The following is a 19248-nucleotide window of genomic DNA, read 5'->3' on the forward strand; positions in this document are numbered from 1 at the left end:
CGGGAGCGATTGCTTCGCTTCCTTCTACTCCTTTACTGCGCGCGCGTTCCGGTGAAGGATCGACTTTGCGCGGGGATTTCGCCGATGCGACTGATCAGGAATTTACTGGCGCTGATCGGCCTCCGTTGGGCAAACCGCCCGCGCGTTTGATCCGACCGGCAAGATGGCGCCGCGCGTCCGGTTGGACGGTCGAAGCGACGCGCGCAGACTCCCGCCGTCGGACCGCTGACGCCGGGCACCTCTTCGAGATCGACGCCATCCCGACATCCGCGCGCAACGCGCGAAGCTCAGCAAGCAGTTGCTGGGGTGAAATTTCTGCTGAGGTCGGCGCTCTACGGCGCCCCCCTCTGGCCTGCCGGCCATCTCCCCCACAGGTGGGGAGATGTCGCGTCGGCTTTCGCCAATCGCCAACATTTGCAAGCAAGGGCGCCAAGGGTCGAGCTCCAATCTCCCCCCTTGCGGGGGAGATGTCCGGCAGGACAGAGGGGGGCGCTGTCCCGCCGGCTTTCAACATTGAGAGGCGGTGCTGCGCCGGTCCGTGAAATTCCATTCCGCCACTCGTCGCCGGAATGGCACGATCTATCTTCTTTCCGGATGAAAAGGGCTGGAAAAGACAAAGGCGTGTGATCTGCGAACCCGGCATGGAGTTCGGCAGCCATCATGCGCAGACTGGTGACGGCCGATCCCGTCGGAACTGCTTCCCATGGAGGGTCCGAGATGAGCGTGCACAGGAAAGCGGCGCCGGACGGCGCGGAAAGCGCCCTGTCGCGGTTGCGTCCGCCTTACGCCTCGGTCCTCGACCTGATCGGCCAGACGCCGGTGGTCGAGCTCACCAAATTCGACACCGGCAAATGCCGGCTGTTCATCAAGCTCGAGAGCCAGAACCCCGGCGGCTCGATCAAGGACCGCATCGCGCTGTCGATGATCGCGGCCGCCGAGAAGGATGGCAGGCTGAAGCGCGGCGGCACCATCGTCGAGGCCACCGCCGGCAACACCGGCCTCGGCCTCGCCCAGGTCGGCATTCCCAAGGGCTACCGCATCATCCTCGTCGTGCCCGACAAGATGTCGCGCGAGAAGATTCAGCATCTGCGCGCTTTAGGCGCCGAGGTGCGCATGACCCGCTCCGATGTCGGCAAGGGCCACCCCGAATATTACCAGGACATGGCCGAGAAGATCGCCGCCGAAATTCCCGGCGCTTTCTATGCCAACCAGTTCGCCAATCCCGCCAATCCGCTGGCGCACGAAAGCACCACCGGCCCGGAAATCTTTTCGCAACTCGAAGGCGATGTCGACGCGGTGGTGGTCGGCGTCGGTTCCGGCGGCACGCTCACCGGTGTCGGCCGCTTTTTCGCGAAGCATTCGCCGAAGACCGAAATGGTGCTTGCCGATCCGGTCGGCTCGGTGCTGGCGCCGTTGATCAAGACCGGCAAGATGACAGAAGCCGGCAGCTGGACCGTCGAAGGCATCGGCGAGGATTTCGTGCCGCCCAATGCCGATCTGTCGCTGGTCAAGAAAGCCTATTCCATTCCGGACAAGCAGAGCATGCTGGCGGTGCGCGACCTGCTGTCCAAGGAAGGCATCCTGGCCGGCTCGTCGTCCGGCACGCTTCTGTCGGCGGCACTGCGCTACTGCCGCGATCAGACGACGGCCAAACGCGTGGTCACCCTGGTCTGCGACAGCGGCAACAAATATCTGTCGAAGGTCTTCGACGACATCTGGCTCGCCGAGCAGGGCTTGGCCGACCAGGAGCAGCACGGCGACCTGCGCGACCTCGTCATGCGCTCGCCGCGCACTGGTGACATCGTGACCGTTGGCCCCGAGGAAACCTTGCTCAACGCCTATGGCCGCATGCGCCGCTCCGATGTCTCGCAGCTCCCGGTGCTGGAGGACGGCAAGCTCGTCGGCATCGTCGACGAGAGCGATATCCTGGCCAAGGTCGACGGCCCCTATGACGGCCGCTGGGATCGCTTCAACGCGCCGGTGCGCACGGCCATGACCTCGAACCTGCACACGCTGCAGGCCAGCCAGGCGCTCGATGCACTGCTGCCCGTTTTCGACCGCAACGAGGTCGCCATCGTCTTCGACGGCGACGAATTCATCGGCCTGATAACCCGTATCGACCTGATCAACCATCTGAGGCGCCGCGCAAAATGACTTCGAACGGCAAGAACCGCTTGGCCTTTTCCACCCGCACCATCCATGGCGGCCAGAGCCACGATCCGCTGACCGGCGCGGTGATGGTGCCGATCTACGCCACCTCCACCTATGGCCAGCAGTCGCCCGGCGTGCACAAGGGTTTTGAGTATGCCCGCAGCCAGAACCCGACGCGCTTCGCCTTCGAACGCGCCGTCGCCGATCTCGAAAGCGGCACCGCGGCCTTCGCCTTCGCCTCAGGCCTGGCCGCGATAGCCACTGTGCTGGAGCTTTTCGACGCCGGCGCCCATGTGGTGGCCACCGACGACATCTATGGCGGCTCGTTCCGGCTCATGGAGCGGGTGCGCAAGCGTTCCGCCGGTCTGCAGGTCAGCTTCGCCGATTTCACCGATCCCGCCGCCGTCGAGAGAGCGATCCGCCCGGAGACAAAGCTGCTCTGGGTTGAGACGCCGACCAATCCGTTGCTGCGCGTCGTCGACCTCGAAGGCCTGGCGGCGCTGGCCAGGCGCAAAGGCCTGCTGACTGTCGCCGACAACACCTTTGCCAGCCCCTACATCCAGCGGCCGCTGGAGCTCGGCATCGACATCGTCGTCCACTCGACGACGAAATACTTGAACGGCCATTCCGACATGGTCGGCGGCGTGGCGGTCGTCGGCGACAACAAGGATTTGGCCGATCGGCTGAAATTCCTGCAGAACGCCATCGGCGCCATTTCCGGCCCGTTCGACAGTTTTCTGGCGCTGCGCGGCATCAAGACGCTGGCGCTTCGGATGGAGCGCCATTCCGCCAACGGCCTGAAGATCGCGCAGTGGCTGGAAGCCCGCAAGGACGTGCGCCGCGTCGTCTATCCCGGCCTCGCCAGCCACCCGCAATACGAGATCGCCAAGCGCCAGATGCACGCCTTCGGCGGCATGATCTCCGTCGATCTCGACCGCGACCTTGCCGGCACAAAACGCTTCCTCGAACGCACGCAGCTTTTCACGCTCGCCGAAAGCCTCGGCGGCGTCGAAAGCCTGATCGAGCATCCGGCGCTGATGACGCACGGCTCGATCCCGGCGGAGAAGCGCGGCGCGATCGGCATCACCGACTCGCTGGTGCGCCTGTCGGCCGGTATCGAGGATGGCGATGATCTGATCGCGGATCTGGAGCAGGCGTTGCGGGGGTGAGTGCCTTCGAGGATCAATCGTTGTGATCCTTCGCGCCTCCCTCTGTCCTGCCGGACATCTCCCCCACGAGGGGGGAGATTGGCTGTTTCATCGCCTCACCCTTCCTGCAACGCCGGTAATTTGCGAAAGCCGCCGTGACATCTGATCTCCCCCCTCGTGGGGGAGATGGCCGGCAGGCCAGAGAGGGGCGCTGTCCCGCCGACATCTCGGTGCCTGTGCCATTGCAGACCGCAATCCACCGACTAAACTGCCTAACAACATGCGATCTCCGGAGGCGTGATGCGCGTGATCGTGTTGGGTGGCGGCGTTGTCGGCGTCACCACCGCCTATCAGCTGCAGAAGGACGGGCACGAGGTGGTCGTCCTCGAGCGCCAGAGCCAAGTCGCCGCCGAGACCAGCTGGGGCAATGCCGGCATGATTGCGCCGGGACATTCCTTCGTCTGGTCGTCGCCCAGGGCGCCATTAATCCTGTTGAAATCGCTGGTGCTGAAGGATCAGGCGCTGCGCTTCAAGCTGTCGGCCGATCCGAGGCTTTACAGCTGGTCGTGGCTGTTCCTCATGGAATGCACGGCCGAGAAGGCCAGGCGCAACACGCTGCTCAAGCATCGGCTTGCCGTATATTCGCAGAGCGTGCTGCACGAGGTGATTGCCCACGAGCAGATCGACTACGACCGCAACGATCGCGGCATCCTCTATTTCTATCGCAGCCAGCAGGCGCTCGATAAAGGCGTCGAGCACATGCGGCTGCTGGAATCAGACGGCCAGCTGATCAAGGTGCTCGACCGCCACGCCATCGTCGCGCTCGACCCGTCGCTGGCTTCCGCGCGGGAAAAGATCGCCGGCGGCATCCATTGCCCGACCGACGAGACCGGCGACCCGGCGAAGTTCACCCGGGCGCTTGCCGCGAAGATCGTCGAGCGCGGCGGCGAAATCCGCACCGGCACGACCATCATCGGCATCGAGACCTCGGGCGATGGCGTCACCCAGGTGCTGACCGACAAGGGCAGCGTCAAGGGCGACGCCTATGTGCTGGCGCTCGGCTCCTACAGCCCGCTGATCGCGAAGACCGTCGGGATCAACCTGCCGATCTACCCGATCAAGGGTTATTCGCTGACCATTCCGATCGGCAACCGGCCTCGGCCGCCGGCCATCGCGGCGATCGACGAGCACAATCTGGTCGCCGTGTCGCGCTTCGGCGACCGGCTGCGCGTCACCGCCACGGCCGAATTCGCCGGCTACGACATCAGCCACAGGCCGGCCGATTTCGCCTTCATGAAGGGCGTGACGCAGGAGCTTTATCCCGAGGGCGCCGACTATGACCGCGCCGAGATGTGGGCGGGCTTGAGGCCGATGACGCCGAACAATCTGCCCGAATTCGGGCGCCGCCGCCTCGGCAATCTCTATCTCAACACCGGGCACGGCCATATCGGCTGGACCATGTCGCATGGCTCGGCGCGCATCACCGCCGACCTGATCGCCGGCCGCAAGCCGGCCATCTCGATGGACGGTCTTTTGAATTGAGAGCATGATCCCGGAGCGATCGCCCAAGAAAGGGAATGCCATGTCCATCAGCGCGGCTGCTACCCGCCCTCAATCTTCGGGACCGGTCGATCCCAAGCCCGTCGATCCCAAGCCGGTCGATCTGGGCGTGCTTCCGTCCGAACTCGACGGCGGCCTTGCCTCGCGCGCGGCGATCGGGCTTGCGATCCTCGCCACCGACCAGACGCTGGAGCATGAGTTCCGCGCGTTGGTGCGCATTCCGGGCGTCGCCTTCTACGAGGCCCGCCTCTTCAACGACAACGACATCACCCCCGACACGCTGCGCGCCATCGGCCCGCGCATCGCGCCGACCGTCGACCTCATCCTGCCCAGCATTCCGCTCGACGTCGTCGGCTTCGGCTGCACCTCGGCCACCATGACGCTCGGCGAGGAAGCCGTCTTCGCCGAGATCAGGAAGGCGCGGCCGGGCGTCGCCTGCACCACGCCGGTGACGGGCGCGCTTGCCGCCTTCAAGGCGCTCGGCGCCAAGGGCATCGGCCTGCTGACGCCTTATGCCCCCGAGATCAACCAGGGTCTCGTCATCTATTTCACCGGACGCAGCCTCGATATCGCCGCCGTCGCCACTTTCGACCGGCGCGACGACCGCGAGGCGGCCCGCATCTCGCTCGCCTCGATCGAGGCCGCGGCCGAGCGCATGGCGGCGGCGCCCGGCGTGGAAGCGATCTTCATCTCCTGCACCAGCCTGCGCGTCGCCGAGGCGGTGGCGGAACTGGAGCAACGCATCGGCATTCCCGTCACCTCGTCCAACCACGCCATGGCCTGGCACTGCCTGCGGCTCGCCGGCATCGATGACGTCGTGCCGGCCGGCGGCCGGCTGTTCGCGCTGCCGATTGCCTGATCCGATTGGCAGATTGGCCGGTTCGAAATCGCCGGTTAACGTTTGCGGAAAAGGTTGCTTAACGCTTCGCTACTATGTCCTGCCCTCGGGAGGCAGGACAGAGTGAGCGCGATGAACGACAGCCCCGAAAAGCGCAATGAATGGCGCGCCATCTTCTACGTGCAGGCGCGTGTGGCGATCCTGTTCGTCCCGATCATCGTCAGCCTGCTGATCATCGGCGCGCTTGCCGGCAACGACCGCGATCACGACGCCATCGACAGGACCGTCACCAGCTCGGTGAAGTAAGCGACCCGGCAAGAGGCTCACGGTATTCCGTGCACGCTAGACAAAGCGCGGGATCGGGCCGTTCTGCGCCGTCGTGCGGTCGCCGAGGTCGATGAACACCTCGTCGACATAGCACCAGCCCCAGCCTTCGGGCGGATCGTAGCCTTCGATGACCGGATGCTGAGTGGCGTGGAAATGCTTGGTGGCGTGGCGGTTGGGCGAGTCGTCGCAGCAGCCGACATGGCCGCAGGTGCGGCAGAGTCTGAGATGCACCCAGCAGGAGCCGCTCTTCAGGCATTCCTCGCAGCCGAGGGCGCTCGGCACCACATCCTTGATGTCGTCCGTATGCCTGCATTCGTCCATCACGGTCTCCTTTCGGGCTGAGCAGCACGCCCGCCGTTCCGCGCAAGATGGGCATGCAGCGCCGCCACCACCTGAGCGCCTTCACCGACGGCGGCTGCGACACGCTTGGTCGAGCCGCAGCGCACATCGCCGATGGCGAACACGCCGCTGCGGCTCGTCTCCATCGGGCCGTGTCCCGGCGCCACATCCGGTCCGGTGCGCACGAAACCCCTGGCGTCGAGCGCCACGTCGCAGCGCGCCAGCCAGTCGGTGTTCGGGTCGGCGCCGATGAACAGGAAGAGGTGGCGGATGGCGCGCGTCGTCGCCACGCCGGTGACCCGGTTGCGCCAGCACAGCTGGTCGAGGTTGCCGTCATGGCCGTCGAGCGCCTCAACCTCGGTTTCCGTCAGCACCTCGATGTTCGGCTGCGCCACGATCCGCTCGACCAGATAGCGCGACATGGTGGCGTCGAGGCTGTCGCGCCGCGCCAACAGCGTCACCTTGCGCACCTGGCTGGCGAGATAGACGGCCGCCTGGCCGGCCGAGTTGCCGGCGCCGACCAGCGCCACTTCCTGGTCCCGGCAGAGCCGTGCTTCGATCGGCGAGGCCCAGTAATGCACGGACGCGCCCTCGAACTGCGCGATATTGGCGATGTCGAGGCGGCGGTAGCGCGCGCCGCTGGCGATCACCACCGTGCGCGCGCGCAGGATCTCGCCGTCGCCAACGTCCAGCCGGTAGCCGGCGATGTTGTCGGAGGCGCCGAGCAATTTGGCTTCATCGGGGATCACCATCTCGACCCCGAACTTCTGCGCCTGGTTGTAGGCGCGCGCCATCAGCGCCATGCCCGTAATGCCGGTCGGAAAGCCGAGATAGTTCTCGATGCGCGAGGATGCCCCCGCCTGCCCGCCGAAGGCGCGGCAGTCGAGCACGACGGTCGACAGCCCCTCGGAGGCCGCATAGACCGCGGCCGCCAATCCTGCCGGCCCTGCGCCGACTATGGCAACGTCGTAGATCTTGCCGGTGTCGAGCGGCCGCAGCAGCCCGATGCAGCGGGCGAGATCGCTTTCGCCGGGATTGTGCAGCAGCTTGCCGTTGGGACAGAGCACGATCGGCAGATGGTGCGGATCGACATGAAAACGCTCGATCAGCGTCTTGGCGCATGGATCGGTGTCGGAATCGAGCGCGCGGTGCGGCAGGCCGCTGCGGGTGAGGAAACCCTGCAGCCGCAGCACATCCCCATTGCCGGGACGGCCGATGACGATCGGCCCGCTGGTGCCGCTCTCGAGCAGGCCGACACGGCGCAGGATCAGCGCGCGCATGACGCGCTCGCCAAGGTTCGCCTCCTGCACCATCAGATCGCGCAGCCGCTGCGAGGGGATGACGATGGCTTCGACCGGCTCGGTCGCCTCGGCATTGATGAGCGACGGCCGGCTCGAAAGCTGCGCCAGCTCGCCGATGAAATTGCCCGGACCATAGGTGATGATCGCCTCGCGCGGGCCAAGACCGCCGGCCTGCGTGATGTCGACCTTGCCCGACAGGATGACGACCAATCCGGGCGAGACCATGCCGGCCGTCACGATATGCTCGCCGGCGCCGTAGGCTCTTGGCACGCCGAAGCGGCGCATGCGCTCGATGTCCGCATCGGCGAGCACCGGGAACATCTGGTCGCGGCGGGCGGCGATCGTCGGGCTGACGGAGGGGGCCATGACCGGACCGTAGCGTCCGCGGCAGCGGGTTTGAAGCGGTTTGTTCAGCGACTGGCCGGAAGGGCAGGCGGCCGCTACGCTGTCAGCTATCCGAGCGACCTCGCCAGCTTGCGCAGCGCCCCCTGCGGATCATCGGTGATGACGGAGCCATGCGAGACAAGGATGCGCTTGAGCGCCGGCAGGTCAGCCCATCGTCTCAATTGCGCTGCGAGTGCCGCCTTGTCGCCGACCATCGTCAGCTTGACCGGCCAGGGTATACGCGGCTCATCACCGGCAAATCCCATCATGCGCAATGCCCAGCCTGCAAAGCCGGACGCGTCGCGGATGTTGCCGACGATATCATTGAGAACCAGCGTCGTGCCGTTCGGTCCGTCGATTTGCAACGCCGCCTCGCGATCACGGGTTCCGGGGACGGTGACGAGCTTGACGTCGGGATCGCCAAAGTCGCCGCGTGCCGCATCGACATGCACCGCCTTCTCGACGCTGTTGCGCGCGCCCGCCGGTGCAATCACCTGAAGCGTGGGATAGCGATCTTTCCATGGCTTTGCATCGAGCCGGTGATGGTCGTTAGGGACGATCAGGAAGGCCGGCTGGCCGAAGGCCTCGATCGCGCGCATCTGTTCGTCATCGAGCGCGATGGCGCTGAAGATGACGAGCCGTCCGTCGCGCAATCGCACCACGGTCATGCGCCGTTTCAGGTTGCCGACCGGCATCGGTATGTCGCCCGTCACCGTCAGAATATCGTCGTCGACAGGAGAGAGCCTGCCATGCGGCAGAACCTTCCACTCCTTGAACGGCGCGGGCATCACGGAACCTCGGCTTAACCGACAAGATAGAAACGGTTCAACTCGAGACGAGTTGCAGAGCACAAAAAAGCCCGGAAAATCCGGGCTTTTTTGCTCATCGCGTCAGATCGTCTGAAACGGGAATTTGGTGCCCAGAAGAGGACTCGAACCTCCACTCCTTGCGGAACACGGACCTGAACCGTGCGCGTCTACCAATTCCGCCATCTGGGCTGGTGGGCGCTCATGTAAGCGGGCAAACGAAGCGTGTCAACGCGGTTTTTTCGAGGAGCTCAAGACTGACCAGAGGGCAGCTGGGGTTCATTTCAGGCACGGACGGCAATTGTCGGCGTCGCCCCCGCCCCTCATCGCCCTGCCGGGCACTTCTCCCCGTATAGGACGGGGAGAAGGGGCTGGCCGCGGCGTTGGCGTCCTCTTGAGACGCTGGCGATTGGCGAAATCGGCGGCCGGAGTTTCCCTCTCCCCGTCACTATACGGGGAGAGGATGCCGGCAGGCAGGTGAGGGGCGGCGCCGACGCTGGTCTTTAACGGCGAGACGGAATTCCAGCCTGAAGCGGTTGTCCCGAGACGGCCACCCGTTCCGAGCGGGGCCGGAACAATGGAATCCCTCACCCCTCCAGCACTTCCTTCTTTGCCACGGTGGAATCGGCGTTGAGCTTGTAGATCACCGGCACGCCGGTGCCGAGCTCCAGCTTGACGATCTCTTCGCCCGACTTGCCGTCCAGCGCCATGATCAGCGCCCGCAGCGAATTGCCGTGCGCGGCGACCAGCACCGTCTCGCCGCGCAGCACATGCGGCTGCACGTCGTGCAGGTAATAGGGCCAGACACGCGCGCCGGTGTCCTTCAGGCTTTCGCCACCGGGCGGCGATACGTCGTAGGAGCGGCGCCAGATGTGCACCTGCTCCTCGCCCCACTTCTTGCGCGCGTCATCCTTGTTGAGGCCGGAGAGATCGCCATAGTCGCGTTCGTTGAGCGCCTGGTCGCGGACGGTCTCGAGCTTGCTTTGGCCGACCACGTCGAGAATGTGCTGGCAGGTCTTCTGCGCCCGCTTCAGCGCCGAGGTGTAAGCGATGTCGAATTTCAGCCCGCGCGCGTTGAGCTTCTCGCCGGCGGCAAGCGCCTCCGCATTGCCCTGGTCGGTGAGGTCGACATCGCGCCAGCCGGTGAACAGGTTCTTCAGGTTCCATTCGCTCTGGCCGTGGCGCACGAGCACGAGAGTTCCCGACATGTTTGCTCCTGATACGTGGTTGGATTTGAGCAATTCCAGGAAAAGTGTGTAGCGGTTTTCAGCCCGGAATTGTGGAAGAAAAGCAGAAAGAACCGCCTCAGCCCAGGCCGAGCACGTCTCGCATGGAATAGAGGCCCGGCTTCTTGCCTCGGCCCCAGAGCGCCGCCTTGACCGCGCCGCGGGCAAAGATCGCCCGGTCCTCGGCCTGGTGGGCGAGCGTGATGCGCTCGCCGGTGCCGGCCAGGATCACGCTGTGCTCGCCGACCACCGACCCGCCGCGCAAGCTGGCGAAGCCGATCGTGCCGGCCTTGCGGACGCCGGTATGGCCGTCGCGCACACGCACGCTGTTGACATTGAGCGCGATCTCTCGGCCCTTGGCCGCCGCTTCGCCGAGCAGCAGCGCCGTGCCGGACGGCGCGTCGACCTTGTGCCTGTGGTGCATCTCCAGGATCTCGATGTCGAAATCCTGCGCATCGAGCGCGCGCGCCGCCTGCTCCACCAGCACCGCCAAAAGATTGACGCCGAGGCTCATATTGCCGGATTTGATGATGGTCGCGTGGCGCGCCGCCGCGGCGATCTTCGCATCGTCATCGGCCGAACAGCCGGTCGTGCCGATGACATGGACGATGCGCGCCTGCGCGGCATAGCCGGCGAATTCGACGGTTGCGCCGGGGGCCGTGAAATCGAGCACGCCGTCGGCCTTGGCGAAGGCCGGCAGCGGGTCGTCGGCGATCGGTACATTGATGGTGCCGATGCCGGCGAGCTCGCCGGCATCCTTGCCGAGATGCGGCGAGTCCGGCCGCTCGACGGCACCGGCAACCCGCGCGCCGGGAATGGAGTGGATGGCACGGATCAGCGTCTGACCCATCCGGCCGGCGGCGCCCACCACCACCAGGCCCATATCGCCCGTTTCGCTCATGCGCTTCTCCCGACGGTCTTCTTCGCGCGCGTGCGCGGCAGAGGAGTTTGGGTCGGCTTGGCGTCATCGACAAGCCCCAGCCCCTTCTTGCCCTGCACCCGGTGGAAGCGGGCATAGACGCTGTGGGGGTCGGCCATCAACGAGGCGTGTGTGCCTTCCTCGACCAGCCGCCCCTCTTCCAGCACGATGATGCGGTCGGCATTGACCACGGTCGACAGCCGATGCGCGATGACGATGGTGGTGCGGCCTTCCATGACATGGGTGAGCGCTTCCTGGACGCGCGCTTCGGCCTCGTTGTCGAGCGCCGAGGTCGCCTCGTCGAGCAGCAGGATCGGCGCTTGGCGCACGATTGCGCGGGCGATCGAGACGCGCTGGCGCTGGCCGCCGGAAAGCGTTGAGCCGCCTTCGCCGACCGGCGTGTCGTAGCCTTGCGGCTGCTGGCGGATGAACTCGTCGGCGGCGGCCTGTTTCGCCGCCTGCTCGATCTCCGCATCGGTGGCCGAGAGCCGGCCGTAGCGAATGTTGTCGCGGATCGTGCCTTCGAAGAGATACGGCGCCTGCGAGACATAGGCGATCGATTGGCGCAGCGACCGCTTCGTCACCTTCGAGATGTCCTGGCCGTCCACCTCGATGCTGCCCTCGTCGACGTCATAGAAGCGCTGCAAGAGCGCCACCAGCGTCGACTTGCCGGCGCCCGAAGCGCCGACGATCGCCGTCACCTTGCCGGCGGCGGCGGTAAAGCTCAGATCCCTCAGCACCGGCATGTCGGCGCTATAGCCGAACGTCACATTGTTGAAGGTCACTTCGCCGGAAATGATCTTCGCTTCGGCGGCGTCGGGCGCGTCGCTTTGTTTCGGCTCGAGGTCGAGCAATTCATAGATCATGCGCGCGTTGACCAGCGCGCGTTCCATCGCCACCTGCATGCGCGCCAGCCGCCGCGCCGGATCATAGGCCAAGATCAGCGCGGTGATGAAGGAAAAGACCGCGCCCGGCGGCTGACCGAGATACAATGCCCGATAGCCGGAATAAGCGATGACGGCGGTCACGGCGAGGCCGGCCAGCATGTCCGAAATCGGCGACAGCCGTTCCGAGACGCGGGCGATCTTGTTGCTGCGCTGTTCGGCCGTGTCGGCCATGATGCCGATGCGGCGCGCCAGCTCGTCCTCCAGGGTGAAGGCCTTGACGATGGCGATGCCTTGGGTGGCCTCCTGCACCGACCCGCTCAGCCGAGAATTGATCAGCACGGATTCCCGATTGATCTTGCGCACCCGGCGCGTGATGTAGACGACGGCCCAGATCAGCGGCGGCCCGATCAGCAGCGAGCTCAGCGACAACACCGGATCCTGGTAGACCATGAGGCCGACCAGGCCGACGAGCGTCACTGCGTCGCGAGTGATCGAAATCAATGTCAGCGACAGCAGGTCGCGGATGCCGCCGATATTCTCGTCCAGCTGCGCCGCCAGTCGACCCGAGCGCGTGTCGTTGAAGAAATTGACGCCGAGCTTCATCAGTTGGTCGAAGCTGCGCTTCTGGTAGCGGGCGACCAGATTGTTGCCGATCGTGGCCAGCATCACCGCCTGGCCGTAGCCGGCGAAGCCGCGCACGAGGAAGGCGCCCATGAAGCCGGCGCAAATCCACCAGACGGCGTCGCTGCTCCGCTCGTAGAATATCTGATTGACCATCGGCGCCATGACCCAGGCCGAGAAGGCGGTCGCGCCGGAAACCAATAACGAGCAGACGATGACGATCGCGTAGGACCAGCGATGGTCATAGCCGTTCTCGGCGATGATACGGCGCAGTACCGCCGTGACCTCGCCGGGCCGGGCCTTTAGCTTGTTTGGATTTTGAAATGTCAAATCGGCAGCGCTTCGTGGGTTCTCGTCAAAGGTCAGGGAGCATTTCGGCACCCTCTTATCGCTCCGGCTACGGCTTGCCTATGGCGAAACTTCGTCGCGGCCGATTGCCATCCCGCACCCGGGCGCGCTCATGCCCGCCAGTGCCGTCCGGCGGTCTGAACGCCGAACAGCGACGGAGTTCTGGCATAGGCGGCCAGCCCGAGAAGCGCCGCCAGCGGGTGGGTGATGACATAGACCGGCATCGTGCGCATCAGCGCGCTGTGCGGCGCCTTGTCCTCGAACGCGGCGCGGAAATTGCCGGCTTTCAATGCCGGCACGATTTTTTGCGCGATGCCGCCGGTCAGGAACACGCCGCCGCGGCTCATGAACACCAGCGCGAGATCGCCCGCGGTGCGGCCCAGGCAGGTGACGAACAGTTCCAGCGCTTCCTGTGCCACCGGATCGGATTTGGCGAGCGCGGCCGCCGTAACCTCCGCCGGCGTCGTGAAAGACGTCGGCTTTGCGTCGGCCCTGGCCACCGCGCGATAGACATTGACCAGTCCGCGGCCGCACAGGATCTGCTCGCCGGAGATGCGACCCTCGAGCTTTTCGATATGCGGAAACACTTCGAAGTCGCGCGGCGTGCGCGGGCCGATATCCATATGCCCGCCCTCGCCCGGCACCGGTATCCAGCGGCGAAGCGCGTAGATCAGCCCCGCGACGCCGAGCCCCGTCCCCGGGCCGAGCACGACCCGGCCGGCATTCGGCTCCGGCGTCCCGCCGCCGATCTTTTCCATATGCTCTTCGCCCAGCGCCACCACCGCCAGCGCCTGCGCCTCGAAATCGTTGAGCACGACGATCTCGCTCAAGCCCAGATTGGCAAACATCTGGTGCGGCTTAACCACCCAGGGGCAGTTGGTCAGTCGGATCTCGTCGCCGTCGACCGGCCCGGCCACCGCCAGCACCGCCGAATGCGGCTGGATCGACGAGCGGTCGAGCACCGCCGCCTGGATCGCCTCGTCGATGGTCTTGAAATTGGCCGTCTGGACGATTTGCGGCTCGGTCGCTTCCGAATTGGCGTCGAGCACGATCGAGAAACGCGCATTGGTGCCGCCGATATCACCGATCAGGACCGGAAACCGCAGCGCTGTATCGTCTTCGCCAACCATGCTTTTTTGTCCCGTTCGTTCCCGCTCCGTCGCTGACTAGCGCATGGTCCTGCAAAGGGAAAGCGGCTTCGGTCCCTATCTCGAGCGTCGGCGCCGCTCCTCACCTGCCTGTCGGCATCCTCTCCCCGTCAGTGACGGGGAGAGGGGCACTGTCGCCAATGGTTTCGCCAATCGCCAGCTTCGCAAGAAGAAAGCCCGCATTGCGGCAGCCAGGCGGATGAGGGACGCCGCCGGCCTCGACAATCTGGACGCCGTGGCGCGGCCCTCAGTTCCCCGGCCTTGGCCGTGGCACTGGAATGCCGATTTTGGGCGTCGGCGCAAAGGAACTCGCCGCCGCCGGCAGCGTCGCCGCATCGCTGGAGATCGTCTCCGCCGTCTCGGTCGCTTTCGATTTGGCCGCCGCCACCGCTGCCGCGCCGCCGCCCTGATAGGTAACGGCTTCCAGAGAAGGCGCGTCCGGCGCTGCAAGCACCGCCTGGCACTCCTTCGGCAAATTGGCCATCGTCATCAGATCGCGCGCTTTCGGCGCATCCGGGTTCTTGTTGGGCCGCCACGGCTCCTCGGTGAACCACCAGGCAAGCGGTTTGCCGCAGCCGTCATCGGCCGGCGTCGCCTCCTGCGCCTTGCAGCCGGGCGAGCCCGCCTGGCAGCCGATGCGCATGTGGAAATGATAGTCATGGCCCCAGAACGGCCGGATCTTGCGCAGCCAGAAGCGATCGCCGGTGACCGTGTCGCAAAGCTTCTTCTTGATGCCCGGATTGACCAGAATGCGCTCGACCTCCGGGTAGCTCGCCGCACGCTTCAAAAGCCGCGTATGCGCCGGCGTCCACAGCGCGTCCTTCACCAGATGCGTCTTCTCGTCGACCATCAGCGTCGCGCTCATGCTCTCGCGCTGCGCCATGGTCAGCGGCCGCCGCGGCATCGGCGTCAGCCAGATATCGGCATCGAGGCCGATCTGATGCGAGGCGTGGCCGGTCGTCATCGGACCGCCGCGCGGCTGCGAGACATCGCCGACCAGCAGCCCCGGCCAGCCATCCCCCTGGGCGTCTCGCGCGAGCTTCTCGATCAGCGCAATCATCGCCGGATGGCCCCAGCGGCGGTTTCGCGAGGGGCGCATCACCTCCCAACTCGGCCCGTCCACCGGCAAGGCGACGGCGCCGGTGAAGCAGCCTCTTGAATAAAAGCCGAACGATTGCGCTTGCGCCACCGCCGGCAGCTTCTTGGCGCCGAACAGGTCTTTTGCGCGCGGTTCGGCCGAGATCGCGGCCGCCGCCAGCCCGGCTAAGGTCACCAGGGCAAGCGCGGCGGTCAGGAACGGCTTCCTGTCGGGCAGCGGTCGCAACGTCATCAGGTCGGGTCCCCTCTCCAGTGGCACGACGCAATCTCAGGCGGCATGCTAAAACATGTCTCCCGAAAGTGGGACCCGGTTTCGGGACAAAGACATGCATAAATCAAACCTTGGCGACGCAGTTCAGGCGCGAATCATATCACGCCAATGCACGTCGCTTCGCTCACGAGCGTTTCATCGGGCTGCGCGGCTCTCCGTCCCGCCAGTTGCCGTCGGCCCACATCCGCTCCAGCGCCACCCGATAATTCGGCAAACGAAAGCTGTAGCCGGCCGCTTTGATCGCCGCGTTGGCGACGCGCTTGTTCTCGCCGTAGAAGGACCGCGCCATGGGCGAAAGTTGCGCGGTTTCGAAGGGGATTTCCGGCGGCGCCTCCACGCCCATCAGCCGGGCGGCGTAGGCGACGACATCCTGCGGCGGCGCCGGCTCGTCGTCGGTGACATTGAAGATGCCGCCGCGGTTCCTATCGGCCAGGTGCCACAGGGCGCCGGCGATGTCGTCGCAATGGATGCGGTTGAAGACCTGGCCGGGCTTGACCAGCCGCCTCGCGGTGCCGTCCTCGAGATTGGCCAGCGCGTTGCGGCCCGGGCCGTAAATGCCGGAAAGCCGCAGGATCGCTACCGGCTTTCCGATTTCCCGCCCAAGAGCCAGCCATTCCTGTTCGGCCGCCACCCGCATTACCGAGCGCTTCGAAACCGGCCTGCACTCGGCGCTCTCGTCCACCCAGGCGCCGCCATGGTCGCCGTAGACGCCGACAGTGGAAAGATAGCCGATCCATTTGAGCGCCGGCATCTTGGCCCGGATCGCCTCGCCTGCCGCGTTGAGCACCGGATCGCCCGCTTCGTCCGGAGCGACCGAGACGATGAGATGTGTTGTGTGCCGAAGCGCATCGCTGATTTCCGCCGTCAACGAACCGTCGAAGCTTAACGGATTGATGCCTGCCTGCCGCAACACCTCGAACTTTTCCGGCGATCGCGTCGTCCCAAGGATCGGCGCGCCATCTTCATTGGCTCTCGCAAAACCCTTGCCGGAATAACCGGCGCCGAAAATGAAGAAGCGTCTCTCGCCCATCAATTAAATCCGTTCCTCAATGGTCCTTTGCGGGAACCGGCAGCGCTGACAGCCATTCCTCGCGCACCGTTGCATCGCCTTCGGCCTGCAAGGCCGATGCGGCGAACTCCGCAAAATCGCGCCGCGGCATCAGTCGCGATAGCGCCCATACTGCCGCACCCCGCACCAGGGGCGAGCCGTCGTCGATTAGGCCGCGCGCGACCGGCGTCAGCGAAGCATCGCCCGAATTGCCGGCGGCGATCAGCGCGTTGCGGATGAAACGGTCGCGGCCGATGCGCTTGATTGGCGAGCCCGAGAAAAAGGAGCGGAACGTCGCATCGTCGAGCAACAGCAGCTTCGACAGCCGCGGCTCGCGCAGATCTTCGCGAGCGGCAAGCTTGGCCTCGGCGGCGACGCTGGCGAATTTGTTCCACGGACACACGGCGAGGCAGTCGTCGCAACCATAGACGCGGTTGCCGATCGCCTCGCGAAATTCGCGCGGGATCGGCCCCTTGTTCTCGATGGTGAGGTAGGAGATGCAACGCCGCGCATCGAGCCGGTAGGGCGTCGGGAAGGCATCGGTCGGGCAGATGTCGAGGCAGGCGCGGCAGGAGCCGCAATGGTCGATCTCGGCTTTGTCCGGCTCAAGCTCGGCCGTGGTGAAGATAGTGCCGAGGAACAGCCATGAGCCATGCTCGCGGCTCACCAGGTTGGTGTGCTTGCCCTGCCAGCCCAACCCCGCGGCTTCGGCAAGCGGCTTTTCCATCACCGGCGCCGTGTCGACGAAGACCTTCACGTCGCCGCCGGCCCGCGCGACGATCTTGCCCGCGATTTCCTTCAGCCGACCTTTCATCACATCGTGATAGTCGCGATTTTGCGCGTAGACCGAGATCGCACCGCGATCGTGTTTGTCGAGGACATCGCGCGGATCCCGGTCCGGACCATAGTTCATGGCGAGCACTATGATCGAACGCACTTCCGGCCACAGCGTCGAAGGCTCGGCGCGCCGCCCGATCGTCTCGGCGATCCAGTCCATCGAGCCGTGAAATCCCTCGGCGACAAACTCGGCCAGGCGCGCGGGAGCCAGCGGGATCGCGTCCGGCCGGGTGACGGCAACGGCGTCGAAGCCGGCGCGGCGCGCCTCCGCGTCGATCAGCGCGCGCAGCTTCGTCGTGTCAGAAATCGAGATCCGCATAATGCGATACCGGCGACAGGCCGCGCACGCGATCGGTGAGCAGCGGCCGGAACGACGGCCGTGATTTCACGCGAGTATACCATTCGCGCGCCGCCGCGTGCTCGCGCCAGTCGATCTCGCCGAGATAGTCGAGCACGGAAAGCGTCGCGGCCGCGGCGAGGTCGGCATAGGTCACCTTGTTGCCGGCCAGCCAATGACGCGTGCCCGCCAGCCAGTTGGTGTATTTCATGTGCTGGCGGATGTTGGCGCGCGCGGCGCGGATCGCGCCCGAATCGGGTGAGCCGCCGCCCGCCGTCTCCGGCATCACCGGCTTCAGCACCCGCTCGCGCACCAGATGGCGGGTGACCTCGCTTTCGGCCTTGCTGAGATACCAGTCGGTCAGTCGCCGGATTTCGGCGCGCTGCATCGGGTCCTCGGCAAACAGCCGCCTGTCGCGCTTCAGCACCCCGCGTGTCTCGTCAAGATATTCGGCAATGACCATGGCGCCGACGATTGGCACATCGCCTTCGGCCAGCAGGATCGGCAGCGTGCCGGCCGGATTGAGCGCCAGAAACTCCTTGCGCCGGGTCCAGGGTTTCTCCTCGATCAAGGCCAGCTCCTCGCCATACTCGCCGAAGGCGAGGCGGACGAACCGGCAGGTGGCGAACATCGGGTGGTGAAAAAGCGTCAGCATGGTTCCGCGATGATAGGGCGCACTGGCAAATTGGTGTGAGCGCCGGTAAGTCTTGGCGGCCCGATTCCAGGGACTGTCATGTGTTGCGACCTATAGGGGCACTTCCGCGCCATGACAAGCAAGCCCTTCCCCTTAGCCGTCACTCGAAGCAGAGGTTGCCATGGAAAGCCAGACCATCGTCGAAGCACTGCTGCTTGGGCTGATCGAGGGCCTGACCGAATTCATCCCGGTCTCGTCGACCGGTCACATCCTGCTCGCCGGCCATTTCCTCGGCTTCCATTCGACCGGCAAGGCCTTCGAGATTCTGATCCAGCTTGGCGCGATCCTCGCGATCTTGAGCGTCTACTTCCGCCGCCTCTGGAAGATGCTGCTCGAACTGCCGCATGACCGTCTGACAAGGCATTTCGCCATCGGCATCCTCATCGCCTTCCTGCCGGCCGCGCTCATCGGCGCGCTGGCGCATGACTTCATCAAGACCTTCCTGTTCGAATCGCCGCGCCTGATCTGCATCATGCTGGTCATCGGCGGCGTGGTGCTGCTCGCCGTCGACCGCATGAACCTGAAGCCCGTCTACCGCGATGTCGAGCGCTTCCCGACCAGGCTTTATCTGCAGATCGGCCTGTTCCAGTGTCTGTCGCTGATACCCGGCACCTCGCGCTCCGGCTCGACCATCGTCGGCGCGCTGCTCTTGGGCGTCGACAAGCGCGCGGCGGCGGAGTTTTCCTTCTTCCTCGCCATGCCGACCATGGTCGGCGCCTTCGCCTTCGATCTGTTCAAGAACCGCAACGTGCTGACCTCGGCCGACCTGCCGATCATCGCCGTCGGCTTCATCGCCGCCTTCGTCACCGCGCTCTTCGTGGTGCGCTTCCTGCTCGATTACGTCTCGCGCAAGGGCTATTCGCTGTTCGGCTGGTGGCGGCTGGTGGTTGGCGGGCTCGGACTGGCGGCGCTGATGATCTGGGGGTGAGCTTATCCTCCCACGAGTTGGGAGGGTAAGCC

The 19248-nt window shown here is 65.4% G+C and carries 17 protein-coding genes and 1 tRNA gene; 6 read left to right on the forward strand and 12 right to left on the reverse strand.

Translation table 11 applies throughout. The features are described from left to right. Nucleotides 1–717: 717 nt before the first annotated feature. From CK221_RS03650 to CK221_RS03675, 5 genes are all read left to right on the forward strand, one after another. Nucleotides 718–2154, forward strand: coding sequence for a pyridoxal-phosphate dependent enzyme (locus tag CK221_RS03650; protein WP_095776761.1), 1437 nt, complete (start codon nt 718–720; stop codon nt 2152–2154). Further along, on the forward strand, nt 2151–3320 hold the full coding sequence (locus tag CK221_RS03655) for a PLP-dependent aspartate aminotransferase family protein (RefSeq protein WP_095776762.1): 1170 nt from the start codon (nt 2151–2153) through the stop codon (nt 3318–3320). Before CK221_RS03650 ends, CK221_RS03655 begins: the two co-directional genes overlap by 4 nt. A gap of 279 nt (nt 3321–3599) precedes the next feature. Then, nucleotides 3600–4841, forward strand: a complete 1242-nt coding sequence (locus tag CK221_RS03665; protein ID WP_095776764.1) for a D-amino acid dehydrogenase — start codon at nt 3600–3602, stop codon at nt 4839–4841. 40 nt (nt 4842–4881) lie between these two features. After that, nucleotides 4882–5718: an aspartate/glutamate racemase family protein gene (locus CK221_RS03670; RefSeq protein ID WP_095777071.1), complete on the forward strand. Its 837-nt coding sequence runs from the start codon at nt 4882–4884 to the stop codon at nt 5716–5718. Between the two features lie 102 nt (nt 5719–5820). After that, nucleotides 5821–6003: a hypothetical protein gene (locus tag CK221_RS03675; protein WP_128371184.1), complete on the forward strand. Its 183-nt coding sequence runs from the start codon at nt 5821–5823 to the stop codon at nt 6001–6003. Between the two features lie 36 nt (nt 6004–6039). On the opposite strand, the gene CK221_RS03680 is transcribed toward CK221_RS03675, so the two are convergent. The 12 genes from CK221_RS03680 to CK221_RS03740 all read right to left on the reverse strand — a co-directional run bounded on the left by CK221_RS03680 (nt 6040) and on the right by CK221_RS03740 (nt 18249). Then, nucleotides 6040–6345 (reverse strand): UBP-type zinc finger domain-containing protein, encoded by a 306-nt coding sequence (locus tag CK221_RS03680; RefSeq protein WP_095776766.1) that lies wholly within the window; start codon nt 6343–6345, stop codon nt 6040–6042. Then, nucleotides 6345–8030 carry a cyclic nucleotide-binding domain-containing thioredoxin-disulfide reductase gene (locus CK221_RS03685; protein ID WP_095776767.1) on the reverse strand — a complete coding sequence of 562 codons (1686 nt, stop codon included), beginning with the start codon at nt 8028–8030 and terminating at the stop codon, nt 6345–6347. Before CK221_RS03685 ends, CK221_RS03680 begins: the two co-directional genes overlap by 1 nt. Nucleotides 8031–8116: 86 nt before the next feature. Then, on the reverse strand, nt 8117–8836 hold the full coding sequence (locus tag CK221_RS03690) for a hypothetical protein (RefSeq protein ID WP_095776768.1): 720 nt from the start codon (nt 8834–8836) through the stop codon (nt 8117–8119). A gap of 125 nt (nt 8837–8961) precedes the next feature. Continuing rightward, a tRNA-Leu gene (locus CK221_RS03695) sits at nt 8962–9046 on the reverse strand. Between the two features lie 395 nt (nt 9047–9441). Further along, a complete protein-coding gene (locus CK221_RS03705; RefSeq protein WP_095776769.1) occupies nt 9442–10062 on the reverse strand; it encodes a 2,3-bisphosphoglycerate-dependent phosphoglycerate mutase in 621 nt (206 codons plus the stop codon). A 97-nt stretch (nt 10063–10159) separates the two neighbouring features. Then, the gene (gene dapB / locus CK221_RS03710; protein WP_095776770.1) at nt 10160–10981 is read right to left on the reverse strand and encodes a 4-hydroxy-tetrahydrodipicolinate reductase; all 822 of its coding nucleotides are present in this window, start codon (nt 10979–10981) and stop codon (nt 10160–10162) included. Then, nucleotides 10978–12837: an ABC transporter ATP-binding protein gene (locus CK221_RS03715; protein ID WP_095776771.1), complete on the reverse strand. Its 1860-nt coding sequence runs from the start codon at nt 12835–12837 to the stop codon at nt 10978–10980. The genes dapB and CK221_RS03715 overlap by 4 nt, the downstream gene beginning before the upstream one ends. Before the next feature lie 128 nt (nt 12838–12965). Continuing rightward, nucleotides 12966–13985, reverse strand: coding sequence for a glucokinase (locus CK221_RS03720; RefSeq protein ID WP_095776772.1), 1020 nt, complete (start codon nt 13983–13985; stop codon nt 12966–12968). Nucleotides 13986–14250: 265 nt separating this feature from the next. Then, nucleotides 14251–15333 carry a penicillin-insensitive murein endopeptidase gene (mepA, locus tag CK221_RS03725; RefSeq protein WP_179295071.1) on the reverse strand — a complete coding sequence of 361 codons (1083 nt, stop codon included), beginning with the start codon at nt 15331–15333 and terminating at the stop codon, nt 14251–14253. Between the two features lie 163 nt (nt 15334–15496). Further along, on the reverse strand, nt 15497–16402 hold the full coding sequence (locus CK221_RS03730) for an SDR family oxidoreductase (RefSeq protein ID WP_095776773.1): 906 nt from the start codon (nt 16400–16402) through the stop codon (nt 15497–15499). A gap of 16 nt (nt 16403–16418) precedes the next feature. After that, the gene (gene queG / locus CK221_RS03735) at nt 16419–17576 is read right to left on the reverse strand and encodes a tRNA epoxyqueuosine(34) reductase QueG (RefSeq protein WP_095776774.1); all 1158 of its coding nucleotides are present in this window, start codon (nt 17574–17576) and stop codon (nt 16419–16421) included. Beyond that, nucleotides 17557–18249, reverse strand: a complete 693-nt coding sequence (locus CK221_RS03740; protein ID WP_067003220.1) for a glutathione S-transferase family protein — start codon at nt 18247–18249, stop codon at nt 17557–17559. The genes queG and CK221_RS03740 overlap by 20 nt, the downstream gene beginning before the upstream one ends. Before the next feature lie 160 nt (nt 18250–18409). On the opposite strand from CK221_RS03740, the gene CK221_RS03745 reads away from it, so the two are divergent. Next, nucleotides 18410–19216, forward strand: a complete 807-nt coding sequence (locus tag CK221_RS03745) for an undecaprenyl-diphosphate phosphatase (RefSeq protein ID WP_095776775.1) — start codon at nt 18410–18412, stop codon at nt 19214–19216. Nucleotides 19217–19248: the final 32 nt, after the last annotated feature.

The organism is Mesorhizobium sp. WSM3868, from assembly GCF_002294785.1.
Lineage (GTDB): Bacteria > Pseudomonadota > Alphaproteobacteria > Rhizobiales > Rhizobiaceae > Mesorhizobium.

Bases quoted from the DNA above. Each gene is read 5' to 3' on its own strand.
- CK221_RS03705 (WP_095776769.1), bottom strand. From the start codon at position 10,062: ATGTCGGGAACTCTCGTGCTCGTGCGCCACGGCCAGAGCGAATGGAAC.
- CK221_RS03685 (WP_095776767.1), bottom strand. From the start codon at position 8,030: ATGGCCCCCTCCGTCAGCCCGACGATCGCCGCCCGCCGCGACCAGATG.
- CK221_RS03665 (WP_095776764.1), top strand. From the start codon at position 3,600: ATGCGCGTGATCGTGTTGGGTGGCGGCGTTGTCGGCGTCACCACCGCC.
- CK221_RS03745 (WP_095776775.1), top strand. From the start codon at position 18,410: ATGGAAAGCCAGACCATCGTCGAAGCACTGCTGCTTGGGCTGATCGAG.
- CK221_RS03730 (WP_095776773.1), bottom strand. From the start codon at position 16,402: ATGGGCGAGAGACGCTTCTTCATTTTCGGCGCCGGTTATTCCGGCAAG.
- CK221_RS03690 (WP_095776768.1), bottom strand. From the start codon at position 8,836: ATGCCCGCGCCGTTCAAGGAGTGGAAGGTTCTGCCGCATGGCAGGCTC.
- CK221_RS03720 (WP_095776772.1), bottom strand. From the start codon at position 13,985: ATGGTTGGCGAAGACGATACAGCGCTGCGGTTTCCGGTCCTGATCGGT.
- CK221_RS03670 (WP_095777071.1), top strand. From the start codon at position 4,882: ATGTCCATCAGCGCGGCTGCTACCCGCCCTCAATCTTCGGGACCGGTC.
- mepA (WP_179295071.1), bottom strand. From the start codon at position 15,333: ATGACGTTGCGACCGCTGCCCGACAGGAAGCCGTTCCTGACCGCCGCG.
- CK221_RS03655 (WP_095776762.1), top strand. From the start codon at position 2,151: ATGACTTCGAACGGCAAGAACCGCTTGGCCTTTTCCACCCGCACCATC.
- CK221_RS03680 (WP_095776766.1), bottom strand. From the start codon at position 6,345: ATGGACGAATGCAGGCATACGGACGACATCAAGGATGTGGTGCCGAGC.
- CK221_RS03650 (WP_095776761.1), top strand. From the start codon at position 718: ATGAGCGTGCACAGGAAAGCGGCGCCGGACGGCGCGGAAAGCGCCCTG.
- dapB (WP_095776770.1), bottom strand. From the start codon at position 10,981: ATGAGCGAAACGGGCGATATGGGCCTGGTGGTGGTGGGCGCCGCCGGC.
- queG (WP_095776774.1), bottom strand. From the start codon at position 17,576: ATGCGGATCTCGATTTCTGACACGACGAAGCTGCGCGCGCTGATCGAC.
- CK221_RS03740 (WP_067003220.1), bottom strand. From the start codon at position 18,249: ATGCTGACGCTTTTTCACCACCCGATGTTCGCCACCTGCCGGTTCGTC.